This window comes from Curtobacterium sp. TC1 (assembly GCF_019844075.1).
In the GTDB taxonomy this organism is placed as follows: domain Bacteria; phylum Actinomycetota; class Actinomycetes; order Actinomycetales; family Microbacteriaceae; genus Curtobacterium.
Genome location: NZ_CP081964.1, coordinates 3,529,912 through 3,554,091, shown reverse-complemented (window position 1 = coordinate 3,554,091; position 24,180 = coordinate 3,529,912). Strand labels below are relative to the sequence as shown.

Genomic DNA, 24,180 nt, shown 5'->3' with positions numbered 1-24,180 from the left:
CACCGACCCGGAAGAGGAACGCGAGCATGCGGCTGTTGATCGAGCTCGACGACCGACGTGATGCGGTCGAGGTCGACGGGTGGTCCGGCGCATCCTCGCTCGGGGACCTCGTGTCCGCGGCCATCGGCCTCACGCTCGAACCCGGCACCACCCTGGCGGTCGACGGGCACCGCACCAGCGTCGACACCCCGCTCCGTGACCTCGTGCTGCTCGAGGGATCCCGCATCGGACGAACCCCCGACGAACGGCCGCTCGGCACCGACGGCTGGACCGTCACGCTCGCCGGCGGGCTCGAAGCCGGCCTCGTGGTGCCGGTCCCGCGCGGGCGGAAGCTCGTGGTCGGCCGGGCGCCGCAGGCCGACGTCGTGCTCCCCACCGAGAGCGCGTCGTGGGAGCACTGCACCGTCGAGCGCGAGGACGACGGTGTGCGGGTGCGTGATGCGGGGTCGACGAACGGCACCGTCATCGCCGGGGAGCGCATCGACGCCGAGGGCGTCCTGCTCACCGGGACGACGAGCGTCATCGTGGGCGGCGCCGTGCTGCTCGTCCGGCCGGCGCTCGACGAGGTCCCCGTGCCCGCGGCCGGCTCGATGGCGAACCTGACCCCGGCGGCGACGGCACCGTTCAACCGCCCACCACGCGCCGGCCGGACCTCCGACGCCGAGACGGTCGTGCCGCCCGGACGCAAGGACGTGCCGCCGGCCTCGAAGTTCAGCTGGATCACCGTCGCGGCACCCCTGGTGCTCGCCGGTGCGATGGTGCTCCTGCTCGGCGACGCGCGGTTCGCGCTGTTCGCCCTGCTCTCCCCGGTCACCGCGATCGGCATGTGGTTCGAGCAGAAGCACCGCCGCGCGAAGAACCTGAAGGAGGAGGACACCCGATTCGCCGAGGCCGTGGAGTCCTTCCGCGGTGAGATCTCCGAAGCCGCGGCCGTCGAGGCTGCCCGCCGCCAGGAGCTCGTGCCCGATCCGGCGACCGTGGTGCGGCGAGCCGAGCTGCCGACCACCCTGCTGTGGCAGCGCCGCTCGGACGACGAGGACTTCCTGAGCCTGCACGCCGGCACCGGGGACGCTCCCTGGCGGCCCGAGGTCGATCAGCGTGCAGCGACCGCGAAGCTCGAGGACGAGGCGAAGGCCGCCATCGCCGACAGTCGCCTGACGGCCGCCCCGGTGGTGGCCGACCTGTCCGACGCCGGCGTCGTCGGGATCGTCGGCGATCGCCAGGGCGCCCTCGCCCTGGCGCGCAGCCTGCTCACGCAGGCCACCGTGCACTGTGGTCCCGCGGACCTGACGGTGGGCGTCTTCTGTGACGCGGGGCGCGCGGACGACTGGGGGTGGGCCTCCTGGCTGCCGCACGCGCGTGTGGCGGGGAGCAGCACCGGCGCCCGGTGGATGTCGGCACAACGCGACCAGAGCGCGGCGATGCTCCGTGGCCTGCGGGAGTCGATCGACGAGCTGCCGACGCCGAACCTGCTCGTCGTGGTCGATTCCGAGGTACTCACCGAGGGACGGGATGCCCCTGCCCGCAACCTGCTCGGCCAGGGCCGCACGGTGCCCGGGCAGTCCCTGCGCCCGGGGGAGCGACCGCGCCGGGTGAGCGGCATCGTCATCGCGACGAACGAGCAGCAGCTCCCCGCCGCGTGCACGTCGATCATCACGGTCGGTGCCGACGCCGCCGCCACGGTCTACCGGCCGGAGGACCGGACCCGTGTCGAGGACGTCGTGCTCGCCGGCCTCAGCGTCGAGACCGCGGAGCGCAGCGCCCGCAGCGTGGCGCACTTCGACGATCCCGAACTGCTCGTGCCGGGGGCGTCCTTGCCCGCGCTCGTCCGCCTGCCGGAGCTGTTGTCGGGCGACGGGATCCGCACGGCGTGGGACACGCGCACGGGCTTCTCGACCCCGATCGGCTCGTCGGAGAGCGGTGTGCTCGAGATCGACCTGGTGCGCGACGGCCCCCACGGTCTGGTCGGCGGAACGACGGGTTCGGGCAAGAGCGAGTTCCTGCGGTCGCTCGTCGCCGGGCTCGCTGCACGCAACGACCCGACGCGCCTCAACTTCCTGCTCGTCGACTTCAAGGGCGGGGCCGCGTTCGCCGCCTGCGAGCGACTGCCGCACACCATCGGCACGATCAGCAACCTCGACGAGCAGCTCGCCGACCGAGCGATCCGTGCGCTCGAGGCCGAGCTCGAGCGCCGCCAGCGGGTGTTCGCCGCGGCCGGAGCCGACATCGACAACCTCGACGCCTACCTGGCGACGAAGCCGGTCGAGCCGATGCCGCGACTGCTGCTGGTCGTCGACGAGTTCGCGATGCTCGCGAAGGACTTCCCGGACGTCCTGACGTCGCTCGTCAGCATCGCCGCCGTCGGCCGCACACTCGGCGTCCACATGATCCTCGCCACCCAGCGGCCGGCCGGCGTGGTGAGCGAGGACATCCTCGCGAACACGAACATGCGGGTCGCCCTGCGGGTGCAGAGCCGCGAGGACTCGACGAACGTCATCGGTGTCCCCGCCGCCGCCGGGATCGGTCGACAGCAGACCGGTCGCGCCTACGTCAAGCTCGGGCAGGACGACATCACCCCGGTGCAGACCGCCCTCATCACCGGCCGAGCCCGTGACGAGCGTGCCGAGCAGCCGGTCTCGGTCCGGCCGACCGACGTGTTCGGTGTCCCCGCGCCGATGCCGGCACCGGCGCCGACCGCGTCGGACGTCACCGACCTCGACCAGCTGATCGAGGCGATCGGGAAGGCCAACACGGCAGCCGGGTACGCCCCGCCGCGTCCGATCTGGCCCGAGGCGCTCGGCGACCGCGTCGAACTGGCGGCCCTCACCGAGTCAGGCCCGGGCACCGACCTACGGTCCGGAACCGTCCCCGTCGCCCTGGCCGACGACCCCGACCACCAGCGTCAGGTCACCACCGGATGGGATCTGGACGAGGGCAACCTCATGCTCATGGGCATCCCGGGCAGCGGGACGAGCACCGCGCTCGCCACGATCGCGCTGCAGCTCGCCGCAGCGTCGAGCCCCGACGAGCTCGACCTGCTGGTGCTCGACATGGGTCCGGGGGACCTCGCTCCGCTCGCGCAGTTGCCGCACACGACGGCCTACGTTGGCTCCGGTGCGGGTGCGGGGGAGCTGCAGACGCGGTTCCTGCGGCACCTCCGCGTCGAGCTCGAGCGTCGTCGTGCGGCACCCGGTGGTCGCCGTGCCGTGGTGCTCATCGACGGCCTCGCCGCCCTGCGCGACGAGTACCAGGACTTCGAGGGGCAGCAGCTGCTCGACGCGCTCTACCGGGTGTACGCCGAGGGCCCCGCGCTCGGCATCTCCTTCGCGGTCTCGACGACGCGCGCGAAGGCCGTGCCGTCGGCGATGGACGAGGTCACCACGCAGAAGTGGATGTTCCGCCTCGCGGACCCCTACGACTACGCGTCCATCGGGGTCCGCCCCAAGGACGTCCCGCCGCCGGTACCCGGCCGCTTCATCGACTCGACCATGCGGTTGCAGTCGCACGTCGCGACCCCGGACGTCCCGCTCGCCGAGGCCGTCACCCGGATCGCGGAGACCCGTCCGGGCAGCAGCCGGAAGGCGAGTGCCGTCGGTCGGCTGCCCGATGCCGTGCTCGTGGACGAGCTCGGCGCCGGAGCGGTGTTCGCGGGTGAGCCCTGGCGGATCCCCATCGGCATCGCGGAGGACGACCTGCAGCCGGCGTCGATCGAGGTCTACGACGGCGAACACGTGCTGATCGCCGGCCCGGCCCGGTCCGGCAAGTCGAGCGTGCTCCTCGCCGTCGCCGAGCTCGCGCGGACAGCCGAGGGCGTGCGTCCGGCCGTGTGGGCGATCTGTGACCGCCGTTCCCCGCTCGCCTCCGGTTCCTTCGACCGCATCGCCGTCGGCCCTGACGAGGTCCCGGCCCTGTTGGCCGGGCTCCGGCTCGAACGCGGTCCGGTGCTGCTGTTGATCGACGACGCGGAGCGGTTCGAGGACGGCGACCAGGCCATCGCGACGCTGCTCACGACCGAGCGCCCCGGACTGTGCGTCGTGGCGGCCGGCCGGTCCGCTGACCTCCGGTCGATGTACAGCCACTGGACCCGTTCGGTCCGGAAGTCCCGGTGTGGTGTGCTGCTGCAGCCGGACGTCGACTACGACGGCGAGCTCCTCGGCGTCACGCTGCCGCGTCGCGCGCCCGTCGCGCTCACCGTCGGTCGCGGCTACGCCGCATCAGGCGGGGCCGTCCGTCTCGTGCAGACCGCGTCCGCCGGCAGCTGACGGCGACGCCGAGACCGTCGGACGGGAGGCCCGTGGCCGTGCCCGCCACGGGCCTCCCGTCCGCCATCTGGTCGCGTGGACAGCGCGCTCAGTCGCGCGTCGTGATCCCGAAGGGCGAGCTCTCGAGGTTCGTGAAGTTCCCCACCGTCGCCCGCACCGTGCACGACGGTGCGACCGACAGGGCCGTGACGACCAGCCCGTCGGACGACACCGCCAGTGCCCCCGAGCAGCCGTCGGCGAACCGCACGCCGGACTCTCCGCCGGCCACGTCGACGAGCATCTGCGACGGGCGTCCCGTGGCGGGACTGCGGTAGAGCGGGTTGAGCTCGTCGGCGCCGTTCGGCCACACCGGTACCAGGGTGACCGGCAGGGCCGTCTGACTGACCGTGCGGTCGGGCGTCCGGACCTCGATGCCCTGCAACCGCTGCACCGGGTAGGCGGTCCCGCGTACCGAGTCGTCGGTCACGGCAGCTGTGGTCGCCTCGCCGACGCCGTCGAGCCACGTCTGCAGCGCCGCGCCGTCCGTGACGGAGGCGAGCGGCACCGAGGCCTCGACCGTGACGTCGCCGCCGGCGGGGACCTCGACGCCGGACAGGGCCCAGGCGCACGCGGTGTCGACACCGGTCAGTGAGGGCTGGTTGCGCTTCGCCGAGATGCCCTCGCCGGTCCAGGTGACGGCGGGGCACGAGGCACCCGAGCGGGCACCGGGGACGACCTCGAGGAACGGACCGGTCAGGGCCGACGCCTGCGCCGCGTACGTGACGTGCAGGTCCACGGTGCCCTTCGCGGGGTCGATGGTCGCGCGGCGGGTGGTGGCGAGACCCGTGGGCAGTGGGCGGTCCTGCTGGTAGGCGTTGGCGGCCTGCGCGGTCGCGGTGCCGGCGCCCGGCGTCTTCCGCAGCGCACCGGGCAGCCAGACGACCCCGCCGACGACGAGCGCGGCCACGAGCACGACGCCCACACCGCCGAACAGGAGCGCACGGTTCGTCAGCCACTCGGGGCGGGTGAACCGTCGCGCCGGTGCGGGCTCGGCAGCGGGCGCGGCCGGCAGCGGCTGTCGTGCCATCGGCCGGATGACGGTCTGGGAACCGGCGGGGCCGAGTTCCGGCGCCGGGCCGGCCACGGCTTCGTCCGCGGGCGTCCCGGTGTCGCCCCGGTCGGCGTCGTGCTCCGGACGGACCCCGCGGACCACGGTGGCGGGCCGCTCGACCTCGTCGAACGCGTCCGGGTCGCTCGTCGCGGCCAGCGCGGGGGCCGTGGCGAGGGACCGGGCGAGCCGGCGCAGGGTCGCCGCGGCGTCCGCTGCTGCAGGACGGCTGTTCGGGTCCTTCGTCAGCAGGCCGGACACCGCAGACCACAGCGCATCGGGCACGTCGAGCGGCGGCGGGTTCGACGTGACGTGCCGGTACGCCACGGCGAAGTCCGTGCCCGGTCCGGCGAAGGGCGTGCGACCGGAGAGCAGCTCGTAGAGCATGACCCCGGCGCCGTAGACGTCCGCGGCGGGGCCCGCGCGGCCGTGGCTGATCGACTCGGGCGCCATGTACTGCGGCGTGCCGAGGAGCCCGGTGGTGGTGCGCTCGCGCTCGGCGACGACGGACGCGATGCCGAAGTCGGTGACCCGGACGTCACCGGTCGCACCGCGGACCCACGGGGTCTGGAGCAGCACGTTGTCGGGCTTGACGTCGCGGTGGGTCACGTCGCGCTCGTGTGCGGCCGCGAGGGCGTCGAGCGTCTCGGCGGTGATGGTCAGGGCGTCCCGTGGTGCCAGCGGACCGTTCGATGCGAGCAGATCGCGCGCGGACCCACCCGGCACCAGGTCCATGACGATCGCGAGCCGGTCGCCCTCGACGACCAGGTCGCGGACACGCACGATGGACGGGTGCTGCAGGGCGAGGAGCACCGAGCGCTCGCGGACGAAGCGTTCGACGATCTGCGGGTCGGCGGCGAGCTCGGCACGGAGCAGCTTCGCGGCGACGTGCTCGCCGGTCGCGGTGTGCTCGGTGCGCCAGACCTCGCCGGTGGCACCGGTCCCGAGCAGCTCGACCAACCGGTACGACGCACCGAGCGGTTCACCCTGACCGTACTGCGCCACTGCGTCCCCGACTTCCCGATTCCCCCACTGGCCGACCCCTCGCCGACCACGCAATGTTACCGGCCGGTCGGAGCCTCCGCGTGTTCCGGCGCGGCGTACTGCACGTCGATCGCGTGCTGCGTGAACCCGGACCGCCGGTACAGCGCGAGCGCCGGCTCGTTGTCCCCCTCGACGTACAGTGCGGCGGCGGTCAGCCCACGGCCGCCGAGCCGAGCGGTCCCCGCGCGCATGAGCACCCCGCCGAGCCGCTGCCCCTGCAGGTCGGGCCGGACGGCGACGGCGTAGAACTCGCCGATGCCGTCCTCGACCTTGAGCCAGCACGAGCCGGCGAGCTGCCCGGAGGCGTCGCGCAGCAGCAGCAGGTCGTCGCCGGAGAACCAGGCGTCCGACTCGCGGGCGTGCAGGTCGTCGAGCGTCATCCGCCCCTGCTCGGGGTGGTGCGCGAAGGCCGCGGCGTTCAGGGTGAGCCAGTCGGCCTCGTCCTCGGTGCCGGGTCGGAACGCGGACAGGCTGTACCCGGCCGGCACGTCGACGGACGGGGTGTCGGCCTCGTCGATCGGCGCTCGGAGCTGCAGCAGGGTCCGGACGGCGCGCCAGCCGAACCGATCGGCCAGTGCGCGCGCTGCCGGGTGGTCCCCGTGTGCCCAGGCGAGCACGGGAGCGGCCCCGCCGCCCAGCGCGAGCGCCTGCGTGACGAGGGCGGTCCCGGTGCCGTGCCCACGGGCCTCCCGGTCGACGACGAGTTCCAGCTCGGCGTCGCGGACCACGGCGACCCCGTCGTCGGCCTCGAGGACCGTCGCGCGCCCCGCGCGGACGTCGACCAGGGTCTGGTCGGAGAACGGCGGCGCCTCGCCGGGGACGACGAACCGTGCGAGGTCCGGCACTACTGGCCCATCAGGCGCTCGGCCTCGTCGTCGTAGACGTTGAAGCGGTACCCGACGTTGCGGACCGTGCCGATGAGCGATTCGAGGTCGCCGAGCTTCGCGCGGAGTCGACGGACGTGCACGTCGACCGTTCGGGTGCCACCGAAGTAGTCGTAGCCCCAGACCTCGCTGAGCAGCTGCTCGCGGGTGAAGACGCGCGACGGGTGCGTGGCGAAGAAGCGGAGGAGCTCGAACTCCTTGAACGTCAGGTCGAGCGGCCGGCCGCGGACCTTCGCCGAGTAGCTCGCCTCGTCGATGACGACACCGGACGCCTGGATCTTCGAGCTGGACTGCCCCTTGGCCGCACGGCCCGCGGACAGCCGGATGCGGGCGTCGATCTCGGCGGGGCCGGCGCTCTCGAGCACCACGTCGTCGACGTTCCAGTCGCTGTTGACGGCGGTGAGCCCGCCCTCGGTGACCACGAGCACGATGGGTGTCGTCGATCCGGACGAGGCGAGGATCTTGCACAGGGCCTTCGCACTGACCAGGTCGGTGCGGGCATCCACGAACATCAGGTCGCTCTGCGGCGCGTTGACCAGCTGCGCGGCCTCGGCCGGCACGTGACGGATCCGGTGGCTCAGGAGACCCAGGCTCGGCAGGACGTCGCCGGGCGCGGTCGAGGTGAGTACCAGGAGCTGTGCCACAGGACCTCCGCAGGTGGATGACGTCGTGGACACATCCTAGTGATGCTCGGGAAGTCCTCATCCGGCCGGACGGTTTGCGCGGGAACCCGCAAGCGGACACGCAGCGCACCGCGGCGCACCGCTGCGCTGCACGGCCGCGCTGCGCCTGCGCACCGGGCGCGACCCCTGTCATGATGGAACGCGTGACCCAGCCAGTGCAGCCCACCGACCAGCGGCGTCTCACGCTGACGTCCGTCCTGCCGGTCTGGATCCTGGCCGTCGTCGGGGCGGTGCTCGTCCTGACGCTCGCCGAGCGCGACGCCTTCGCCTGGCTGCTGCTCGTGTTCGTCGCCTGCGTGATGGTGAGCTTCGTGCTCCAGCTCATCACCGCGACGAAGGACGGACTGGTCGAGCGGATCAGCATCGCGTCCTCCGGTGCCTTCGTCGTGGTGCTCGTCACCGCGGTGGTGCTCCTGGCGCGTTGAGCCGAGCCGCGTAGACTCCGGGGCATGGATTCGCTGCTTGCGCTCGAGCTGTTCTACGTGGGCCTCCTCGGCCTGGCGTCGCTCGCGATCGCGTTCATCTCGGTGGTCGTCGTCGTGAAGCTGTTCAAGGGCCAGCGTTGATCGAGCTCCCCGAGGGCCTGGCGCCCGAACTGGTCCCGTTGTCGTGGCTCGTCGGCGTCTGGGAGGGCACCGGCGTGGTGGAGTACCCCGTCGGTGACGAAGACGCACCCCGTACCTACGAGTTCGGCCAGCGCGTGAGCTTCAGCCACGACGGCCTGCCGTACCTCAACTACTCGTCCACCACGTGGCTGCTCGACGACGACCACACCCCGCTCGCCGCCGAGATGGGCTACTGGCGGATCGACCGTCCGACCGAACCCGGTGACCGCGGCCCCGCGATGCTCCTGGGCGAGGGGCCGACCCCGTTCAGCACCGTCGAGAGCGTCGAGGCGCTGCGCAACACCACGGACGGCTTCGACGTCGAAGCCGCGATCGTCCACCCGACGGGTGTCAACGAGCTCTACGTCGGCCGGGTGCTCAAGGGCCGGATCGACCTGGCCACCGACGCCGTGATGCGCTCGCCGAACGCGAAGGACTACTCCGCCGCGACCCGCCTATACGGCCTGGTCGAGGGAAAGCTCTTCTGGGCGTGGGACATCGCCGCGCTCGGTCGCGAACTCACCTCGCACGCCTCGGGGCAGCTCGCGAAGGTCGACTGATGTCGGCGTTCGCGGTGCGCGACGGGTTCGTCGCGTCATCCGGTGCGCTCGGCGCGCCCGCCGCGCACTTCGGCAACCCCATCGGTGAGCAGCGGCTGCTCGAACGTGGCTCGGCCGTCGTCGAGCTCGGCCTCGGCGTCGTCACCGTCGCCGGTCCGGATCGCCTGTCGTGGCTCAACTCGATCACCTCGCAGCAGCTGACCGGCCTGCCGACCGGCGTCAGCACCGAGACCCTCGTGCTCGACCAGTCCGGCCGCGTCGAGCACGCCGCCCGCGTGGTCGACGACGGTTCGGTCGCGTGGCTCCTCACCGAGCCCCAGGACGCGGCACCGCTCGCCGCCTGGCTCGACTCGATGCGCTTCATGCTCCAGGTCGAGGTCGCGGACCGCAGTGCCGACTTCGTCACCGTCGGCTCCTTCACCGACGCCGGTGCCGTCGCCGACGCGGTCGTCGAGTGGGTCGACCCGTGGGCGGCCGTCACGCCCGGTGGGTGGAGCTACGCCAGCCTGGAGGCCCATCCCGGCTCCGACTGGACCCTCCGGATCGCGGTGCTCACGCCAGGGGCCGCGACCGGTCTGGCAGCGTCCGACCGGCCCGTCGCCGGGCTGCTGGCGTTCGAGGCACTGCGGATCGCCGCCTGGCGCCCGACGCTGTCCGATGCCGACGAGCGCACCATCCCGCACGAGCTCGACTGGCTCCGCTCCGCCGTGCACCTGACGAAGGGCTGCTACCGCGGGCAGGAGACCGTCGCGAAGGTGCACAACCTGGGCCACCCGCCGCGTCGGATCGTGCAGCTGCACCTCGACGGCTCCGACGCGGTCCTGCCGGCTCCGGGGACTCCCGTGGTGCTCGGCGACAAGGAAGTCGGACGGCTGGCCGCCTCGGCGGTCCACCACGAACTCGGGCCGATCGGTCTCGCTGTGGTCAAACGCTCCCTCGACCCCACCGCGACCCTGACGCTCACCGCCGACGACGTCGTGGTGACGGCGGCGCAGGAGACCATCGTCCCGCCGGAGGCCGGCGCCACGGCGAACGTCCCGCGGCTGCCCCGGCTCGGAGCCGTCAAGCGCTCCTAGGGGTCGTCGCCGTCGGAGCCGTCGAGCGGTCGTCGTCAGGCGGGCTCGACCGCGGACCACGGCACGCTGAGCTCGCCGAGCCGCCACCGCGTCGGCCCGTGCAGGACCGGCCACCCGCGGTCCCGCATGCCCCGCACCGTGGCGATCCACCGCTGCCGAGGCCCGTACGTACCGAGCGGAGCCGCGACATCCCACGACAGGTCGAGGTCGCGCAGGAACGCGTGCACCCGCTCGCCGGGCACGTTCCGGTGGATCAGGGCCTTCGGCAGCCGTTCCGCCACGATGCTCGGTACGTCGAGCCCGGCGAGCCGGAGCGACACCGTGAACGTGTGCGGCGCGACGTCGTCGAGCGTCACCCACGAGGCCACCCGGCCGACCTCGTTGCAGGTCCCCTCGACGAGCGCTCCGCCGGGCTGCAGGCGGTCCTGCATGATCCGCCACGAGCCGATCACGGCGGATTCGTCGTACTGCCGCAGCACGTTGAACGCCCGGATCACGGCCGGTCGGCGCTGTCCGGGCGTGGGGGTCTCGAAGCCGCCGAGCCGGAACGTCACGCCGTCGCGGGTGCCGGCGTTCGCGAACGCCACGCGTGCCGGTTCGATCTCGATGCCGGTGACCTCGACGTCCGGACGCACCAGGGACAGACGGTCGCGCAGCTCGAGCGTCGTCGTCGGCGAGGCCCCGTACCCGACGTCGGCGACCAGCGGGTCGTCGGCCCTGCGGAGCGCGGGCAACGACGCGATCCACCGGTCGACACGACGGAGCCGGTTGTACCCGGTCGTCCCGCGCGTCACGTTCCCGATGGGCATGCCGTCAAGGGTACGGGCCTGCTGACGCTCGGTAGACTCGGCAGCATGACCTCCACGCTCGTCCTGCTCCGTCACGGAAACAGTGACTGGAACCAGAAGAACCTGTTCACCGGTTGGGTCGACGTCCGGCTCAGCGAGCTGGGCGAGAAGGAGGCGAAGCGCGCCGGCGACCTCATCGCCGAGTCGGGCATCGTCCCCGACGTCCTGTACACCTCGCTCCTCACCCGTGCGATCCAGACGGCCGACATCGCGCTGCTCCAGGCCGACCTGGCGTGGCTGCCGGTCAAGCGCGACTGGCGCCTCAACGAGCGCCACTACGGCGACCTGCAGGGCAAGGACAAGGCCCAGACGCTGGCCGAGTACGGCGAGCAGCAGTTCATGGAGTGGCGCCGTTCGTTCGACGTCCCGCCGCCCCCCATCGCCGACGGCGCCGAGTGGTCGCAGGCCGGCGACCGTCGCTACGCCGACCTCGGCGACGAGCTGCCCCGCACCGAGTCGCTCAAGCTCGTGATCGACCGCCTGCTGCCCTACTGGGAATCCGACATCACGAAGGACCTGGGCGAGGGCAAGACCGTGCTGGTCACCGCGCACGGCAACTCGCTCCGCGCGCTCGTCAAGCACCTCGACGACATCTCCGACGACGACATCGCCGGGCTGAACATCCCGACCGGCATCCCGCTGGTGTACGAGCTCGACGACGACTTCCGTCCGACGAAGCCGGCGTACTACCTCGACCCCGAGGCCGCTGCCGCCGGCGCTGCCGCCGTGGCCGCCCAGGGCGCCAAGAAGTAGCTCGGCACAGACGAACGCCCCGTCCGGAGTCCGGGCGGGGCGTTCGTCGTGCGGCCGGTCAGACGAAGTGCGACGCGATCTCCTGCACGAGGGCGCCGACGTCGTACGGCTTCGTCGTGTCGAGCCGGATCACCGGGACGCCCGGCAGCCCGACGGGTCGAGCGTCGTCCTCGTGTTCGTCCCAGAAGGCCAGCACCTCGTCGAGGTCGCCGTGCACCTCGTGCCGCACCGGCACGGTGCCCGGGTCGTACCGGTCGCGCAGCCGGTCTTCGGCGCTGGGCCGGTCCGTGTCGCACCACACTTCGACGGCGCGCGGCGACCCGGCGGACGTGAGCCCGGCCTCCAGGCGGTCCCGGTCACGCGACGGCAGCCAGACGGCGTCGAGGACGACCCCGTTCTCGACGGCCCGCGCCATGAACCACATCGTGTCCATCGCGATCCCGCCGAGCGGACGCGACGCGATCATCGGCCCGACGATGTCGGCGAGGGGCTCCTTGATGCGGTCCTTCGACAGGAACGGGCAGCCGAGCACCTCGGCCAGCGCCGCGCCGATCGTGCTCTTGCCGGAACCGGGCATGCCGTTGACGATGATCGCGACCTGAGCCATGCGTCGATCCTCGCAGAACCGAGCGGGTGCCGAGCGCCGCGGAACGGAACCGAACCGGGTCAGACCGCGGCGGTCGAGGTGGACGCGCCGGTCCAGTCGCCGGTCGCCAGGTACTCGACCTTCTTCGCGATGGAGACCGCGTGGTCGGCGAAGCGCTCGTGGTAGCGCGAGGCCAGGGTGGCGTCGACGGTGTCGATCGGCCCGCCCTTCCACGCCTCGCCGAGGACGAAGTCGAAGACGCTCGCGTGCAGTTCGTCGACGGCGTCGTCCTCGTCGCGGATCTCCGCAGCCAGGGCGATGTCTTCAGTCGCGAGCAGCCGCGTGAGCTTCTGCGACATCGCGACGTCGTGCTTGCCCATCTCCTTGAAGGTGCCGCGGAGACCCTTCGGCACGACCTTCTCCGGGAAGCGCTGACGGGCGAGCTGCGCGATGTGCTCGGCCATGTCACCCATGCGCTCGAGCGAGGAGCTCACGCGCAGGGCGGTGACGACGACCCGCAGGTCGCGGGCGACCGGTGCCTGGCGGGCCAGGATGTCGATGGCGATCTCGTCGAGGCTGTTGGCGGCCTCGTCGATCTTCTGGTCGTCGGCGATCACCTCCTCGGCGAGGGCGACGTCGGAGTCGCTGAAGGCCTGGGTGGCCCGGGTGATGGCGGACTCGACGAGTCCGGCGATCTCGGTCAGTCGCTCCTGGACGTCCTGGAGTTCCTGCTGGAAGACTTCGCGCATGGGGGAGTACCTCTCTCTGCGTACCGGTCGAGTGTCGTCAGCCCAGGTGAACGAACGGTGACGTGGGGCTGAACGCTTCGCGTTCCGGCCTTCCGGGGCGGGTGAACGGTACCGGAACCCCGCGTGACCATCCCTACACTGGCGACATGGACAACGCGTGGCTCGTGCCACTGTCGATGCTCCTCGGCGGGGTCTTCGGCGCGGGCGTCGTGGTGCTGATCATCACCGCCGAGCGCACGGCACGTGCTGCCGACGTGGCGGAGCGGACCCTGCCCGACGGCGTCGCAGCAGTGATCGCGACGATGCACAACCCGGCGGTCGTCATCGACCCGTCGAACACCGTCGTCGCCGCGTCGCCCCAGGCGCTGACCGTCGGGCTCGTCGTCCGGCGACGGCTCGTGCACCAGGAGCTCCTCGACCTGGTCGACCGGGTGCGCAAGAGCGGTGAGATGGGTGCGGAGGACCTCGAGCTCCCGCGCGGACGCCACGGGGAGCTCATCGGGTACCTCAGCTTCCGTGCCGCCCAGCTCGGCAACCGGTACGTGCTGATCACCGCGGACGACCTGACCGAGAGCCGGCGCATCGACGAGGTCCGCCGTGACTTCGTCGCCAACATCTCGCACGAGCTGAAGACCCCGATCGGTGCCATCGGCCTGCTGTCCGAGACGCTCGTCCTCGCGGCCGACGACCCCGCGCACGTGAAGAAGTTCGCCGCGCAGCTCATCACCGAGTCCGAACGGCTCGGCGCCCTGACGAAGGACATCATCGAGCTGTCCCGGCTGCAGTCGGTCGACGCGCTGGAGAACAGCGAGGAGACCGGTGTCGACAAGATCGTGCAGGCCGCGATCGACGCGAACGAGGTCGTCGCGCGTGCCCGGTCGATCGAGATCATCCGGGCGAAGAAGTCGAAGCTCCGGGTGATGGGCGACCCCGGCCTGCTGCAGGTCGCGGTGTCGAACCTCATCGCCAACGCGGTGAAGTACTCACCCGACGGTACCCGCGTCGGGGTCGGCGTCCGGTCCGCGAAGGGCTTCGTCGAGATCGCGATCACCGACCAGGGCGTCGGGATCCCCGAGGCCGACCTCGACCGGGTGTTCGAACGCTTCTACCGCGTCGACCCCGCCCGGTCGCGCGCCACCGGCGGCACCGGCCTCGGCCTGGCGATCGTCAAGCACGTCGTGGGCAACCACGGCGGCGACGTCCGTGTCTGGTCGCAACCCGGCAAGGGTTCGACCTTCACCATCCGCCTGCCCGAGGCGGACACCGAACTGACCACCGCACTCGAAGAGCAACTGGAAGAGCAGCCATCGTGACCAAGATCCTCATCGTCGACGACGAGCCGGCCCTGAGCGAGCCCCTGGAGTTCCTGCTGCAGCGTGAGGGGTACGAGACCTCCGTCGCTGCCGACGGCGTGACCGCGCTGTCGAAGTTCGACTCGGAGAACCCGGACCTGGTGCTCCTCGACCTCATGCTGCCCGGGTTGTCGGGCACCGAGGTCTGCCGGCAGATCCGCACCCGGTCGAACGCCCCGATCATCATGCTGACGGCGAAGGACTCCGAGGTCGACATCGTCGTCGGGCTCGAGCTCGGCGCGGACGACTACGTGACGAAGCCGTACTCGACCCGCGAGCTGCTGGCCCGCATCCGCGCGGTCCTGCGGCGCCGCACCGAGGACGACCCGGCGGACAGCGGGATCCTGCAGGTCGGCGGCATCCGGATGGACGTCGAGCGGCACACGGTGTCGGTGGACGGCTCGGAGACGGCGATGCCCCTCAAGGAGTTCGAGCTGCTCGAGCTCCTGCTCCGGAACGCCGGGCGGGTGCTCACCCGTGGCCAGCTGATCGACCGGGTGTGGGGCTCCGACTACTTCGGCGACACGAAGACGCTCGACGTGCACATCAAGCGCATCCGCTCGAAGATCGAGCGCGTGCCGTCCACCCCGGAGATCCTGGTGACGGTCCGCGGTCTCGGGTACCGCATCGAGGCCTGAGACGGACGGACAGGAGGCCCGGTGCTGGTCCCTGAGGCCAGCACCGGGCCTCCTGTGCGAAGCGTGGCGCTTGCGCGCTGCGACGGTGGCGCCTGCGCGGCGCGGCTACTCGCCGTCCGTCGGCGTGGCCGACGGGGTCTCGACCGGCAGCGTGACCTGACCGGTCGGCTCGGGGGTCGAGGTCGGCGCGAGGGTGGCGTACTCCTCTTGCGAGGTGGTCAGCACCGGCACGTTGGCCGAGACGCCCTCGGCGTCGGGGTAGGAGAAGTACACCTTGACGAGCGAACCGGGCTCGGCGTCCGCGCTGTCGAAGTCGAGGGTGTCGTGCTGCGAGTCGTTCGCCAGGTCGACGTGCGAGTTCGCCGGCACCAGCACGGTCTCGGTGTCGCCACCGATCTCGACCGAGACGGTGATGCCGTCGGTGTCGGAGTTGTTCACGAGCGTGCCGATGAAGCGCGCGCCCTCGCCGTCGTCCGAGATCAGGATGGCGTTGCGGACGTCGACCTTGCCGGTCGAGACGTTCACGCCGTCGGTGATCTGCTTGATGTCGACGGTGTGCGCAGGCGACATGAACTCGCACCCGGTGGCGCCCAGCGCGATGGTTGCCGCAACGGCGACGGACACGAGTACCCGAGCTCGCAAGAGATTCCTCCGTAAGTCGATGAGGACCGGACGGTCCCGCTCCATCCTAGCGATCACCGGGAAGCCCCAGTGCTGAGGGTCCCCTTACCCGAACACCCCTTGTGGTAAACTGGAAGTCTGGGAACGGAGCCTGATACATGCAATTCGAGGTCGGCGAGACCGTCGTCTACCCCCACCACGGGGCGGCAACCATCTCTGAAGTCAAGACGCGCGTCATCAAGGGCGAGGAAAAGGTCTACCTGAAACTGCGGGTCACGCAGGGTGACCTGACGATCGAGGTACCGGCGGACAACGTCGACCTGGTCGGAGTCCGCGACGTGATCGGCAAGGAAGGACTCGACAAGGTGTTCGAGGTCCTCCGGGCACCGTTCACGGAAGAACCCACCAACTGGTCGCGCCGGTACAAGGCGAACCTCGAGAAGCTCGCTTCCGGGGACGTCATCAAGGTGTCCGAGGTCGTCCGCGACCTCTGGCGTCGCGACCAGGACCGCGGCCTGTCCGCGGGTGAGAAGCGGATGCTGGCCAAGGCGCGGCAGATCCTGATCTCCGAGCTGGCCCTGGCCGAGAAGACCGACGAGGACAAGGCATCGACCGTCCTCGACGAGGTCCTCGCGTCCTGAGCGCGTCGAACCACTGAGCGCAGCAGCACTGAACACCACGACGACCGCACGGTTCCCCGAAGGGGTGGACCGGGCGGTCGTCGTCGTTGCAGCCGGGTTCGGCACCCGACTCGGCATCGGCACCGCGAAGGCGCTCGTGCCCGTGGCCGGGCAGCTGATGCTCGCGCGCGCGCTTGAGCCGCTGTTCACGTCGTCGTCCCCGACGCTCGTCGTCGTCGTCGCGCCGTCGGCGCTGCTCGACGACTGCCGCCGGGTGGTCGCCACGGCCGCGGGCGCTGCGGTCGCCTACACGGCGGTCGTCCCAGGAGGCACGGATCGCCATGGTTCGGTCCAGGCCGGCCTGGCCGTGCTGCCGGACTCCGTCACCGCTGTGCTGGTGCACGACGCGGCTCGGTGCCTCACACCCGCTGCGCAGTTCGACCGGGTGTTCGACGCGGTCGCTTCGGGTGCTGGTGCGGGGTACGTCCCCGCGCTGCCCGTCACGGACACGATCAAGCGGGTCGCCGGTGACGTCGTCGTCGAGACCGTCGACCGGTCCGCGCTCGTCGGGGTCCAGACGCCGCAGGGCTTCCCGCTCGACGCGCTCCGCCGGGCGTACGCGGTGTCGACGCAGTCCGAGACCGACGACGCCGGCGTGTTCCAGGCGGCCGGTGGCACGGTGCGCTTCGTCCCGGGCGACGCCGATGCCTTCAAGATCACGACGCCGTGGGACCTCGGGCGGGCGGAGTCGATCGTCCGGTCGCGGGCCTCGGTGCCGGGTGTGCCCGATGCCTCGGCGGTCCGGCTCGGCCTCGGGGTCGACGTGCACGCGTTCGACGCGGCGTCGCCGTGCCGCGTCGGCCTGCTCGACTTCCCCGGCGAACCCGGGCTCTCCGGACACAGCGACGGCGACACGGTGGCGCACGCGGTGTGCGACGCGCTGCTGTCCGCCGGCGGACTCGGCGACATCGGCGGGACGTTCGGCACCGCGGACCCCGCCTACGCCGGCGCGGCCGGCGACGTCTTCGTCCGTGGCGCGGTGGCGATGCTCCTCGACGCCGGCCTCGCCCCCGCCTCGGTCACGGTCCAGGTGATCGGGAACCGACCGCGCATCGGTGCACGTCGGGTCGAGATGCAGGACGCCCTGTCCGCCGTCGTCGGTGCCCCCGTCGCGGTGTCCGGTACGACGACCGACGGCCTCGGCTTCACCGGTCGGGGCGAAGGGCTCGCCGCGATCGCAACAGCCCTCGTCCGACCGGCCTGACGTCCTAGGCTTGGGGCGTGACCGTTCGCCTCTACGACTCCCGCGCCGCAGCCGTCGTCGACCTCGTCCCCCTGGTCGACGGACAGGTCAGCGTCTACGTCTGCGGTCCGACGGTGCAGTCGTCGCCGCACATCGGGCACCTGCGCTCCGCCCTGGTCTACGACATCTGGCGCCGCTGGCTGACCTACCGTGGTCTGCGCGTCACCCTCGTGCGGAACGTCACCGACATCGACGACAAGGTGCTCGACCTGGCCGCCGGCACCGACGAAGCCTGGTTCGCCCGGGCCTACCGCGTCGAGCTCGAGTTCACCGCAGCGTACAACGCCCTCGGCATCCTGCCGCCGACGTACGAGCCCCGCGCCACCGCGAGCGTGCCGCAGATGCACGACATCATCACGAAGCTCATCGACCGCGGCCACGCCTACGTCGCCGCCGACGACTCCGGTGACGTCTACTTCGACACCGGCAGCTGGCCGTCGTACGGTGCCCTGACCCGGCAGCGCCGCGAGGACATGGTCGAGGCCACCGACGCCGACCCCCGCGGCAAGCGCGACGCCCGCGACTTCGCACTCTGGAAGGGTGCGAAGCCGGGTGAGCCGTCGACCGCGGCGTGGGACTCCCCGTGGGGCCCCGGTCGCCCGGGCTGGCACATCGAGTGCTCCGCCATGTCGCGGCGGTACCTCGGCCCGGCGTTCGACATCCACGGCGGCGGGCTCGACCTGCGGTTCCCGCACCACGAGAACGAGCTCGCGCAGTCCACCGCCGCTGGGGACCCGTTCGCGTCCTACTGGCTGCACAACGGACTCGTCACGGTCGAGGGCCAGAAGATGTCGAAGTCGCTCGGCAACTCGATCTTCGCCGCCGACTTCCTCGCCGCTGCCCGCCCCGCCGTGGTGCGGTACTTCTTGGGGGCGGCGCACTACCGCTCCTCGATCGACCACCACGACGGCTCGTTGGCGGAGGCCGAAGCCGCCTACGACCGCATCGACGGGTTCCTGCAGCGGGCCGAGGTACGGCTCGAAGGGGTGCACCTCGCCGACGCCCCCGCGGTGCCGGACGCCTTCGCCGCCGCGATGGACGACGACCTCGCGGTGCCCCAGGCGCTGGCCGTCCTGCACGAGACCGTGCGGACCGGCAACGCCGCCCTGGACGCCGACGATGCGGAAACGCTCGGGGTCGCGTACCATCAGGTGGCCGCGATGGTGGAGGTCCTCGGCATCGACCCGCGAGCCGCCCACTGGTCGGGGGGCGGCCAGGACACCTCGGCAGGCCCGCTCGCCGCCCTCGTCGAACGCCTCGTGCAGGAGCGCGCGGACGCCAGGGCAGCACGGGACTTCGCCGCGGCCGACCGCGTGCGCGACGACCTCGCCGCCGCGGGCATCACGATCGAGGACACCCCGTCCGGAACACGCTGGAGCATCGCATGATCGAAGCCACCGCAGACCATTCCGGTCGGAACACGCTGGAGCATCGCCTGAACACGGCAGTGCCGAACAGGAGCTACGCATGAAGAACGTCTCGGGAAGCAAGAAGGGTCGGCCCGGCGCCGTCCGCACCGGTCGCAAGGGCAACAAGCAGGTCGGATCCGGCGGACAGGGTGCCCAGGCGCTCGAGGGTCGCAAGCCGACCCCGAAGGCCGAGGACCGCCCGTACCACCCCGCCGGCAAGCGGAAGGCCGCGAAGGACCGTTTCGAGGCCGCCAAGGGTCGTCACGGTTCCTCGAGCACCCCGCAGGGGCGCACGGGTCGTCCGCCGGCCCGGAAGACCGACGACTCCGAGCTCGTGACCGGACGCAACTCCGTGCTCGAGGCGCTCCGCACGAAGACCCCGTCGTCGACGCTCTACATCGCGTCGCGCATCGAGGTCGACGACCGCGTCAAGGAGATCCTCGCGCTCGCCAACCACCGCGGCGTGCCGATCATCGAGCTCATGCGTCCCGAGCTCGACCGCATCACCGGCCACGACAGCGTGCACCAGGGCGTCGCGCTCAAGGTGCCGGCGTACCAGTACGCCGTGTCCGAGGACATCGTCGAGCAGGCCTTCTCGCGCGACCAGGTGCCGCTCCTCGTCGCGCTGGACGGCATCACCGATCCCCGCAACCTCGGTGCGATCATCCGCTCGACCGCGGCCTTCGGCGGACACGGCGTCATCGTGCCGCAGCGTCGTTCGGTCGGCGTGACGGCGTCGGCGTGGAAGACCTCGGCCGGTGCCGCGGCCCGCACCCCCGTCGCGATGGCCCCGAACCTCACGCAGACGCTGAAGTCCCTGAAGTCGATGGGCCTGTTCGTCCTCGGTCTCGACGGCGACGGCGACGTGGAGCTCGACGGCCTCGCGCTCGCCGACCGTCCGATCGTGATCGTCGTCGGTTCCGAGGGCAAGGGCCTGTCGCGCCTGGTCACCGAGACCTGCGACGCGATCGTGTCGATCCCGATCTCGAGTGCGACCGAGTCCCTCAACGCCGGCATCGCCGCGAGCGTCACCCTGTGGGAGGTCGCCCGGCGCCGTCGCGCCGAGTAGCCGCACCGGCGTCGGCCCGGCCGCTGCGGGCCGTCGACGTCACCCCCTGGAGGCCCGGTGCCGGTCCACGAGACCGGCACCGGGCCTCCAGTGCGTCCGTGGGGTTCCACGACTCGCCGTGCGCGTCCTGCCGAGGTTCCGCGACTCGCCGCCCGCGTCCTGCCGAGGTTCCACAGACGGCCGTTTCGCGCGCCGAGGTTCCGAGATCTCGGAACCTCGACGGAACGGGAACGGGCGCGCGCGCGCGGGCGCGGGCGCGGGCGCGGTCAGACGGTGGCGCGCCAGTCCTCGACGTCGTCGGACTCGTCGCCCGCGGGCTCGGCGTCGTCGACCACGGGGATGGGCAGCGTCATCGACGACGTCGGCGGGTTGATGAGCAGGCGCTCGTCACGGCGGTGGCGCAGCACGTCGTTGATGTAGGCGGTCGTGGCCTCGGGCAGTGAGACCGAACGCTCTTCCTGCTGGGACATGAACCAGCGGTGCTCGAGCAGCTCGTGGAAGACCTCGGCGGGTTCGAGTCGGCCGCGCAGGTCGCGGGGGATCGAACGGACGACGGGCTCGAAGACCCGCGAGACCCACTCGTGCGCCACCATCTCCTCGTCGAGTTCGTCGCGGCCGTTGCGCGCCCGGTACGAGTCGAGGTCGTTGAGCAGACGTCGGGCCTGGTTCTCGCCGGCGTCCAGGCCGGTCAACCGCAGCAGGCGTCGCTGGTGGTGCCCGGCGTCGACGACCTTCGGCTGGATCCGCACCTGCGAACCGCCCTCGGTCGTGTGGATCGAGAGCTCCTCGATGTCGAAGCCGAGTTCGTTGAGCCGCTCGACGCGGTCGTTGATGCGCCAGCGCTCCTTGATGTCGAACTGCTCGGTGCCCGTGAGCTCGGTCCAGAGCGTCCGGTACTGCGCCACGATGCGGTTGGAGACGTCGACGGGGTCGGCGTTCTCGTCGAGACGCCCACCCGCTTCGAGGTCGAGGAGTTCGCCGGCGATGTTCACGCGCGCCACCTCGAGGTCGTTCTCGCGCTGCCCGTTCGACAGGCCGCCGGGGTAGAGCTTGCCGGTCTCGGCATCGACCAGGTACGCGGCGAACGAGCCCGCGTCGCGACGGAACAGTGTGTTCGAGAGCGACACGTCGCCCCAGTAGAAGCCGATGATGTGCAGCCGCACGAGCAGCAGGGCGAGGGCGTCGACGAGTCGGGTGGCGGTCTCCGGGCGCAGGGTCTGCGAGTACAGCGCGCGGTACGGCAGCGAGAAGCGCAGGTGGCGCGTCACGAGCACGGGGTGCAGCTGCTCGCCGTCGGCGTCCACCCGGTTCGTGATGACCGCCACGGGGTCCACGCACGGCACGTCCATCCGCTGCAGCGTGCGGAGCATGTCGTACTCGGCACGGGCGACCTCTTCGCCGGTCTCCTTCACGGCGGCGACGTAGCCGCTCAGGTGCACGAAGCGCACGAGGTGCCGGGAGATGCCCTTCGGCAGGGCGACGATGGTCTCGTCCGGCCAGTCCGCCAGCGGCAGGTCCCACGGCAGGTCGAGCAGGCCGGGGTCGACGGTGGCTGCGGTGATGGACATCGAGTCGGGCACGGTGGATCCTTCGGTGTCGTGGGGGACAGCCGAGAGCCCGCGACCCGCCCTTGTGAGGCGGCGCGGGCTCTCGGGGAGTGCGCTTCGGTTACGCGCTGACGACGGCCTTGTCGTCCAGGCGCTCGCCCGACTCGGTGTCGAAGGCGTGCACGTGGCCCGACTTCGGCGTCACCACGATGGTGTCGCCGATCGACGGGTGCGAACGGCCGTCCACGCGGGCGACGATGTCGACGCGCGTGCCCTTGACGTCGGCGTGACCGTAGAGGTAGCCGTCGGCGCCGAGTTCCTCGACCACGTCGACCGTGACGGGCAGGCCCTCGCCCGACTGCGCCACGACGACGTCCTCGGGGCGGATGCCCACCGTGATCTGGCCGGAACGCGCGTTGGAGAGCGTGTCGCGGTCGATCGCGTGGTTGAGCGTGCCGAACTTGATGCCGCCCTCGACGACGTCGGCCGGCAGCAGGTTCATCGCCGGCGAGCCGATGAAGCCCGCGACGAAGACGTTGTTCGGCTTCTCGTACAGGTCGCGGGGCGTGCCGACCTGCTGCAGGATGCCGTCCTTGAGGACCGCGATGCGGTCGCCCATGGTCAGCGCCTCGGTCTGGTCGTGCGTGACGTAGACCGTGGTGACACCGAGACGACGCTGGAGCGACGCGATCTGCGTACGGGTCTGGACGCGGAGCTTGGCGTCGAGGTTCGACAGCGGCTCGTCCATGAGGAACACCTGCGGCTGACGGACGATCGCACGGCCCATCGCGACGCGCTGACGCTGACCACCGGAGAGCGCCTTCGGCTTGCGGCCGAGGTAGTCCTCGAGGTCGAGGAGCTTGGCGGCTTCCTGCACGCGGGTGGCGCGCTCGTCCTTGCCGACACCGGCGATCTTGAGCGCGAAGCCCATGTTCTCGGCGACGGTCATGTGCGGGTAGAGCGCGTAGTTCTGGAACACCATCGCGATGTCGCGGTCCTTCGGCGGGACGTCCGTGACGTCGCGGTCGCCGATGCGGATCTGACCGGAGTTGACCTCTTCGAGGCCGGCCAGCATGCGGAGCGAGGTGGACTTGCCGCAACCCGAGGGGCCGACGAGGACGAGGAACTCGCCGTCGGCGACGTCCAGGTCGAGGGAGTCGACCGCGGGGCGGGTGCCTCCGGGGTAGAGACGGGTTGCCTTGTCATAGGTGACGGACGCCATGAGCGTTCGGTCCTTTCTTCACCGGCAGGTACGTGCCGGACGATCCGAGTGAAGCGGTCAGCCCGCGAGGGCCCCGGATGGTCGTCGTCGACCATCGAGGTTCATACAACACGAGTTCTCGCGGGTGCGCCACTGTTTTCCACCTGGCCGGTCGGTTCCCAGAGCGTGGTTGGGTGGTTCCCAGAGCGGCCCACTACAATCGCCGGGTCCGTCCGCCGAGCGGGGGTAGGTCGTGCGGACGCCGATCAGGAGGACGACGCACCGATGACCAACCGCCCCGAGGGTGACGCCCGCGCCGCGCGGAACGAGCGCCGCGAAGCCGCCCGACAGCGAGCGCAGCGCCACAGGACACAGCAGAAGCGCCGCCAGCGCGGGACCAGGCTCGGACTCCAGATCGGACTCGGTGTGGTGCTGCTCGCAGCGGCCACCATCGTCACGCTCGTCCTGGTGGACTCCGTGAAGCCCGCAGGCCCCGGGCCGTCGACCATGTCGCAGGGTGGCATCACCCTCGGCGAGGGCCTGAAGCCGGTGACCGCGTCGAGCAGCGCGTCGCCGAGTGCTTCGGCGACTGCCGGTGCCGGCACGGTGCGCATCACGCTGTACGTCGACTACCTCTGCCCGACGTGCGGCGCGTTCGAGCAGGCCAACGGCGACTACATCGAGAGCCTGGTCGACTCCGGCGCCGCCACCGTCGACATCCACCCCCTCGCGATCCTGTCGAACCGGTCGCAGGGCACGAAGTACTCGCTGCGCGCCGCGAACGCCGCCGCCTGCGTCGCCGAGCACTCGCCGGACCAGTTCTACGCGGTCAACAAGGCGCTCTACGCCGAGCAGCCGGAAGAGGGCACACCCGGCCTCACCGATGCGCAGCTCACCAAGGTCGTCACCGGGGTCTCCGGTCTGCAGGACCGCAGGGCCGTCACGAGCTGCATCGCCGACCAGGACTACAGCAAGTGGGTCGACGAGCAGACGACCGCGGTGTCCGGCGGCGACATCCCCGGTTCGTCGCTGAGCGAGTTCCCCGGCACGCCGCTGGTGCTCGTCAACGGGCAGCAGTACGAGCTCACGTCGCCGATCACGAACGACGACTTCCGCACCTTCGTGGTCACCGCCGCCGGTGCCACCGAGGCGACGCCCACCCCGACCCCCACGCCGAGCGCGACGCCCTCGCGCACGCGGAGTGCGACGCCGACGCCCACACCGACCAAGCGCTGACGCGCTGACCGACGGACGGGAGGCCCGGTGCCAGCTGGCACCGGGCC

The 24,180-nt window shown here is 71.5% G+C and carries 21 protein-coding genes; 12 read left to right on the top strand and 9 right to left on the bottom strand.

Annotated features, from left to right (window positions below):
* Positions 1-26 precede the first annotated feature (26 nt).
* Positions 27-4,262, top strand: coding sequence for an FtsK/SpoIIIE domain-containing protein (locus KZI27_RS18030; protein ID WP_222658686.1), 4,236 nt, complete (start codon positions 27-29; stop codon positions 4,260-4,262).
* Between the two features lie 88 nt (positions 4,263-4,350).
* Here KZI27_RS18030 and KZI27_RS18025 read toward each other — a convergent pair whose 3' ends face one another.
* From KZI27_RS18025 to KZI27_RS18015, 3 genes are read right to left on the bottom strand one after another with little or no spacing between them, the layout of a single operon-like run.
* On the bottom strand, positions 4,351-6,354 hold the full coding sequence (locus KZI27_RS18025) for a serine/threonine-protein kinase (protein ID WP_222658685.1): 2,004 nt from the start codon (positions 6,352-6,354) through the stop codon (positions 4,351-4,353).
* A gap of 56 nt (positions 6,355-6,410) precedes the next feature.
* Complete coding sequence (mshD, locus tag KZI27_RS18020; protein ID WP_222658684.1) at positions 6,411-7,238, bottom strand: mycothiol synthase; 828 nt, start codon at positions 7,236-7,238, stop codon at positions 6,411-6,413.
* Entirely contained in the window at positions 7,238-7,921 is a 684-nt protein-coding gene (locus KZI27_RS18015) for a DNA-binding response regulator (protein WP_111085255.1), read from the bottom strand. Before KZI27_RS18015 ends, mshD begins: the two co-directional genes overlap by 1 nt.
* Before the next feature lie 182 nt (positions 7,922-8,103).
* Between KZI27_RS18015 and KZI27_RS18010 the strand changes: the two genes are divergently transcribed.
* The 3 genes from KZI27_RS18010 to KZI27_RS18000 all read left to right on the top strand — a co-directional run bounded on the left by KZI27_RS18010 (position 8,104) and on the right by KZI27_RS18000 (position 10,201).
* Entirely contained in the window at positions 8,104-8,385 is a 282-nt protein-coding gene (locus KZI27_RS18010; protein ID WP_222658683.1) for a hypothetical protein, read from the top strand.
* A 137-nt stretch (positions 8,386-8,522) separates the two neighbouring features.
* A complete protein-coding gene (locus tag KZI27_RS18005) occupies positions 8,523-9,125 on the top strand; it encodes an FABP family protein (RefSeq protein ID WP_222658682.1) in 603 nt (200 codons plus the stop codon).
* Positions 9,125-10,201 carry a YgfZ/GcvT domain-containing protein gene (locus KZI27_RS18000; RefSeq protein WP_222658681.1) on the top strand — a complete coding sequence of 359 codons (1,077 nt, stop codon included), beginning with the start codon at positions 9,125-9,127 and terminating at the stop codon, positions 10,199-10,201. Before KZI27_RS18005 ends, KZI27_RS18000 begins: the two co-directional genes overlap by 1 nt.
* A 35-nt stretch (positions 10,202-10,236) precedes the next feature.
* Here the strand turns inward: KZI27_RS18000 and KZI27_RS17995 are convergent, their stop codons facing one another.
* Positions 10,237-11,010, bottom strand: coding sequence for a class I SAM-dependent methyltransferase (locus KZI27_RS17995; protein ID WP_222658680.1), 774 nt, complete (start codon positions 11,008-11,010; stop codon positions 10,237-10,239).
* 45 nt (positions 11,011-11,055) lie between these two features.
* Between KZI27_RS17995 and KZI27_RS17990 the strand changes: the two genes are divergently transcribed.
* Positions 11,056-11,802: a phosphoglyceromutase gene (locus KZI27_RS17990; protein ID WP_222658679.1), complete on the top strand. Its 747-nt coding sequence runs from the start codon at positions 11,056-11,058 to the stop codon at positions 11,800-11,802.
* Positions 11,803-11,860: 58 nt separating this feature from the next.
* Here KZI27_RS17990 and KZI27_RS17985 read toward each other — a convergent pair whose 3' ends face one another.
* Together KZI27_RS17985 and phoU are read right to left on the bottom strand one after the other, a co-directional pair.
* Positions 11,861-12,409, bottom strand: coding sequence for an AAA family ATPase (locus KZI27_RS17985; RefSeq protein WP_222658678.1), 549 nt, complete (start codon positions 12,407-12,409; stop codon positions 11,861-11,863).
* Positions 12,410-12,468: 59 nt separating this feature from the next.
* Positions 12,469-13,137, bottom strand: coding sequence for a phosphate signaling complex protein PhoU (gene phoU / locus KZI27_RS17980; RefSeq protein ID WP_111085245.1), 669 nt, complete (start codon positions 13,135-13,137; stop codon positions 12,469-12,471).
* A 146-nt stretch (positions 13,138-13,283) separates the two neighbouring features.
* On the opposite strand from phoU, the gene KZI27_RS17975 reads away from it, so the two are divergent.
* Positions 13,284-14,450, top strand: coding sequence for a sensor histidine kinase (locus tag KZI27_RS17975; protein ID WP_123311982.1), 1,167 nt, complete (start codon positions 13,284-13,286; stop codon positions 14,448-14,450).
* Positions 14,447-15,127, top strand: a complete 681-nt coding sequence (locus tag KZI27_RS17970) for a response regulator transcription factor (RefSeq protein WP_111085241.1) — start codon at positions 14,447-14,449, stop codon at positions 15,125-15,127. The genes KZI27_RS17975 and KZI27_RS17970 overlap by 4 nt, the downstream gene beginning before the upstream one ends.
* A gap of 105 nt (positions 15,128-15,232) precedes the next feature.
* Here KZI27_RS17970 and KZI27_RS17965 read toward each other — a convergent pair whose 3' ends face one another.
* Positions 15,233-15,697 carry a hypothetical protein gene (locus KZI27_RS17965; protein ID WP_148061737.1) on the bottom strand — a complete coding sequence of 155 codons (465 nt, stop codon included), beginning with the start codon at positions 15,695-15,697 and terminating at the stop codon, positions 15,233-15,235.
* A gap of 209 nt (positions 15,698-15,906) precedes the next feature.
* On the opposite strand from KZI27_RS17965, the gene KZI27_RS17960 reads away from it, so the two are divergent.
* The 4 genes from KZI27_RS17960 to rlmB all read left to right on the top strand — a co-directional run bounded on the left by KZI27_RS17960 (position 15,907) and on the right by rlmB (position 20,149).
* Positions 15,907-16,389, top strand: coding sequence for a CarD family transcriptional regulator (locus KZI27_RS17960; RefSeq protein ID WP_017888066.1), 483 nt, complete (start codon positions 15,907-15,909; stop codon positions 16,387-16,389).
* Between the two features lie 64 nt (positions 16,390-16,453).
* A complete protein-coding gene (gene ispD / locus KZI27_RS17955) occupies positions 16,454-17,632 on the top strand; it encodes a 2-C-methyl-D-erythritol 4-phosphate cytidylyltransferase (RefSeq protein ID WP_222658677.1) in 1,179 nt (392 codons plus the stop codon).
* A gap of 17 nt (positions 17,633-17,649) precedes the next feature.
* Entirely contained in the window at positions 17,650-19,059 is a 1,410-nt protein-coding gene (cysS, locus tag KZI27_RS17950) for a cysteine--tRNA ligase (RefSeq protein ID WP_222658676.1), read from the top strand.
* A gap of 79 nt (positions 19,060-19,138) precedes the next feature.
* The gene (gene rlmB / locus KZI27_RS17945; RefSeq protein ID WP_123311990.1) at positions 19,139-20,149 is read left to right on the top strand and encodes a 23S rRNA (guanosine(2251)-2'-O)-methyltransferase RlmB; all 1,011 of its coding nucleotides are present in this window, start codon (positions 19,139-19,141) and stop codon (positions 20,147-20,149) included.
* A 266-nt stretch (positions 20,150-20,415) separates the two neighbouring features.
* Here the strand turns inward: rlmB and KZI27_RS17940 are convergent, their stop codons facing one another.
* Together KZI27_RS17940 and KZI27_RS17935 are read right to left on the bottom strand one after the other, a co-directional pair.
* Positions 20,416-21,729 (bottom strand): DUF4032 domain-containing protein, encoded by a 1,314-nt coding sequence (locus KZI27_RS17940; protein ID WP_123311992.1) that lies wholly within the window; start codon positions 21,727-21,729, stop codon positions 20,416-20,418.
* A gap of 88 nt (positions 21,730-21,817) precedes the next feature.
* Positions 21,818-22,918 carry an ABC transporter ATP-binding protein gene (locus tag KZI27_RS17935; protein WP_222658675.1) on the bottom strand — a complete coding sequence of 367 codons (1,101 nt, stop codon included), beginning with the start codon at positions 22,916-22,918 and terminating at the stop codon, positions 21,818-21,820.
* Positions 22,919-23,182: 264 nt separating this feature from the next.
* Between KZI27_RS17935 and KZI27_RS17930 the strand changes: the two genes are divergently transcribed.
* Positions 23,183-24,133, top strand: coding sequence for a DsbA family protein (locus tag KZI27_RS17930; protein WP_222658674.1), 951 nt, complete (start codon positions 23,183-23,185; stop codon positions 24,131-24,133).
* Positions 24,134-24,180: the final 47 nt, after the last annotated feature.

Bases quoted from the DNA above. Each gene is read 5' to 3' on its own strand.
- KZI27_RS18030 (WP_222658686.1), top strand. From the start codon at position 27: ATGCGGCTGTTGATCGAGCTCGACGACCGACGTGATGCGGTCGAGGTC.
- KZI27_RS18000 (WP_222658681.1), top strand. From the start codon at position 9,125: ATGTCGGCGTTCGCGGTGCGCGACGGGTTCGTCGCGTCATCCGGTGCG.
- KZI27_RS17995 (WP_222658680.1), bottom strand. From the start codon at position 11,010: ATGCCCATCGGGAACGTGACGCGCGGGACGACCGGGTACAACCGGCTC.
- KZI27_RS17990 (WP_222658679.1), top strand. From the start codon at position 11,056: ATGACCTCCACGCTCGTCCTGCTCCGTCACGGAAACAGTGACTGGAAC.
- KZI27_RS17985 (WP_222658678.1), bottom strand. From the start codon at position 12,409: ATGGCTCAGGTCGCGATCATCGTCAACGGCATGCCCGGTTCCGGCAAG.
- phoU (WP_111085245.1), bottom strand. From the start codon at position 13,137: ATGCGCGAAGTCTTCCAGCAGGAACTCCAGGACGTCCAGGAGCGACTG.
- KZI27_RS17975 (WP_123311982.1), top strand. From the start codon at position 13,284: ATGGACAACGCGTGGCTCGTGCCACTGTCGATGCTCCTCGGCGGGGTC.
- KZI27_RS17965 (WP_148061737.1), bottom strand. From the start codon at position 15,697: ATGTCGCCTGCGCACACCGTCGACATCAAGCAGATCACCGACGGCGTG.
- KZI27_RS17960 (WP_017888066.1), top strand. From the start codon at position 15,907: ATGCAATTCGAGGTCGGCGAGACCGTCGTCTACCCCCACCACGGGGCG.
- rlmB (WP_123311990.1), top strand. From the start codon at position 19,139: ATGAAGAACGTCTCGGGAAGCAAGAAGGGTCGGCCCGGCGCCGTCCGC.
- KZI27_RS17935 (WP_222658675.1), bottom strand. From the start codon at position 22,918: ATGGCGTCCGTCACCTATGACAAGGCAACCCGTCTCTACCCCGGAGGC.
- KZI27_RS17930 (WP_222658674.1), top strand. From the start codon at position 23,183: ATGACCAACCGCCCCGAGGGTGACGCCCGCGCCGCGCGGAACGAGCGC.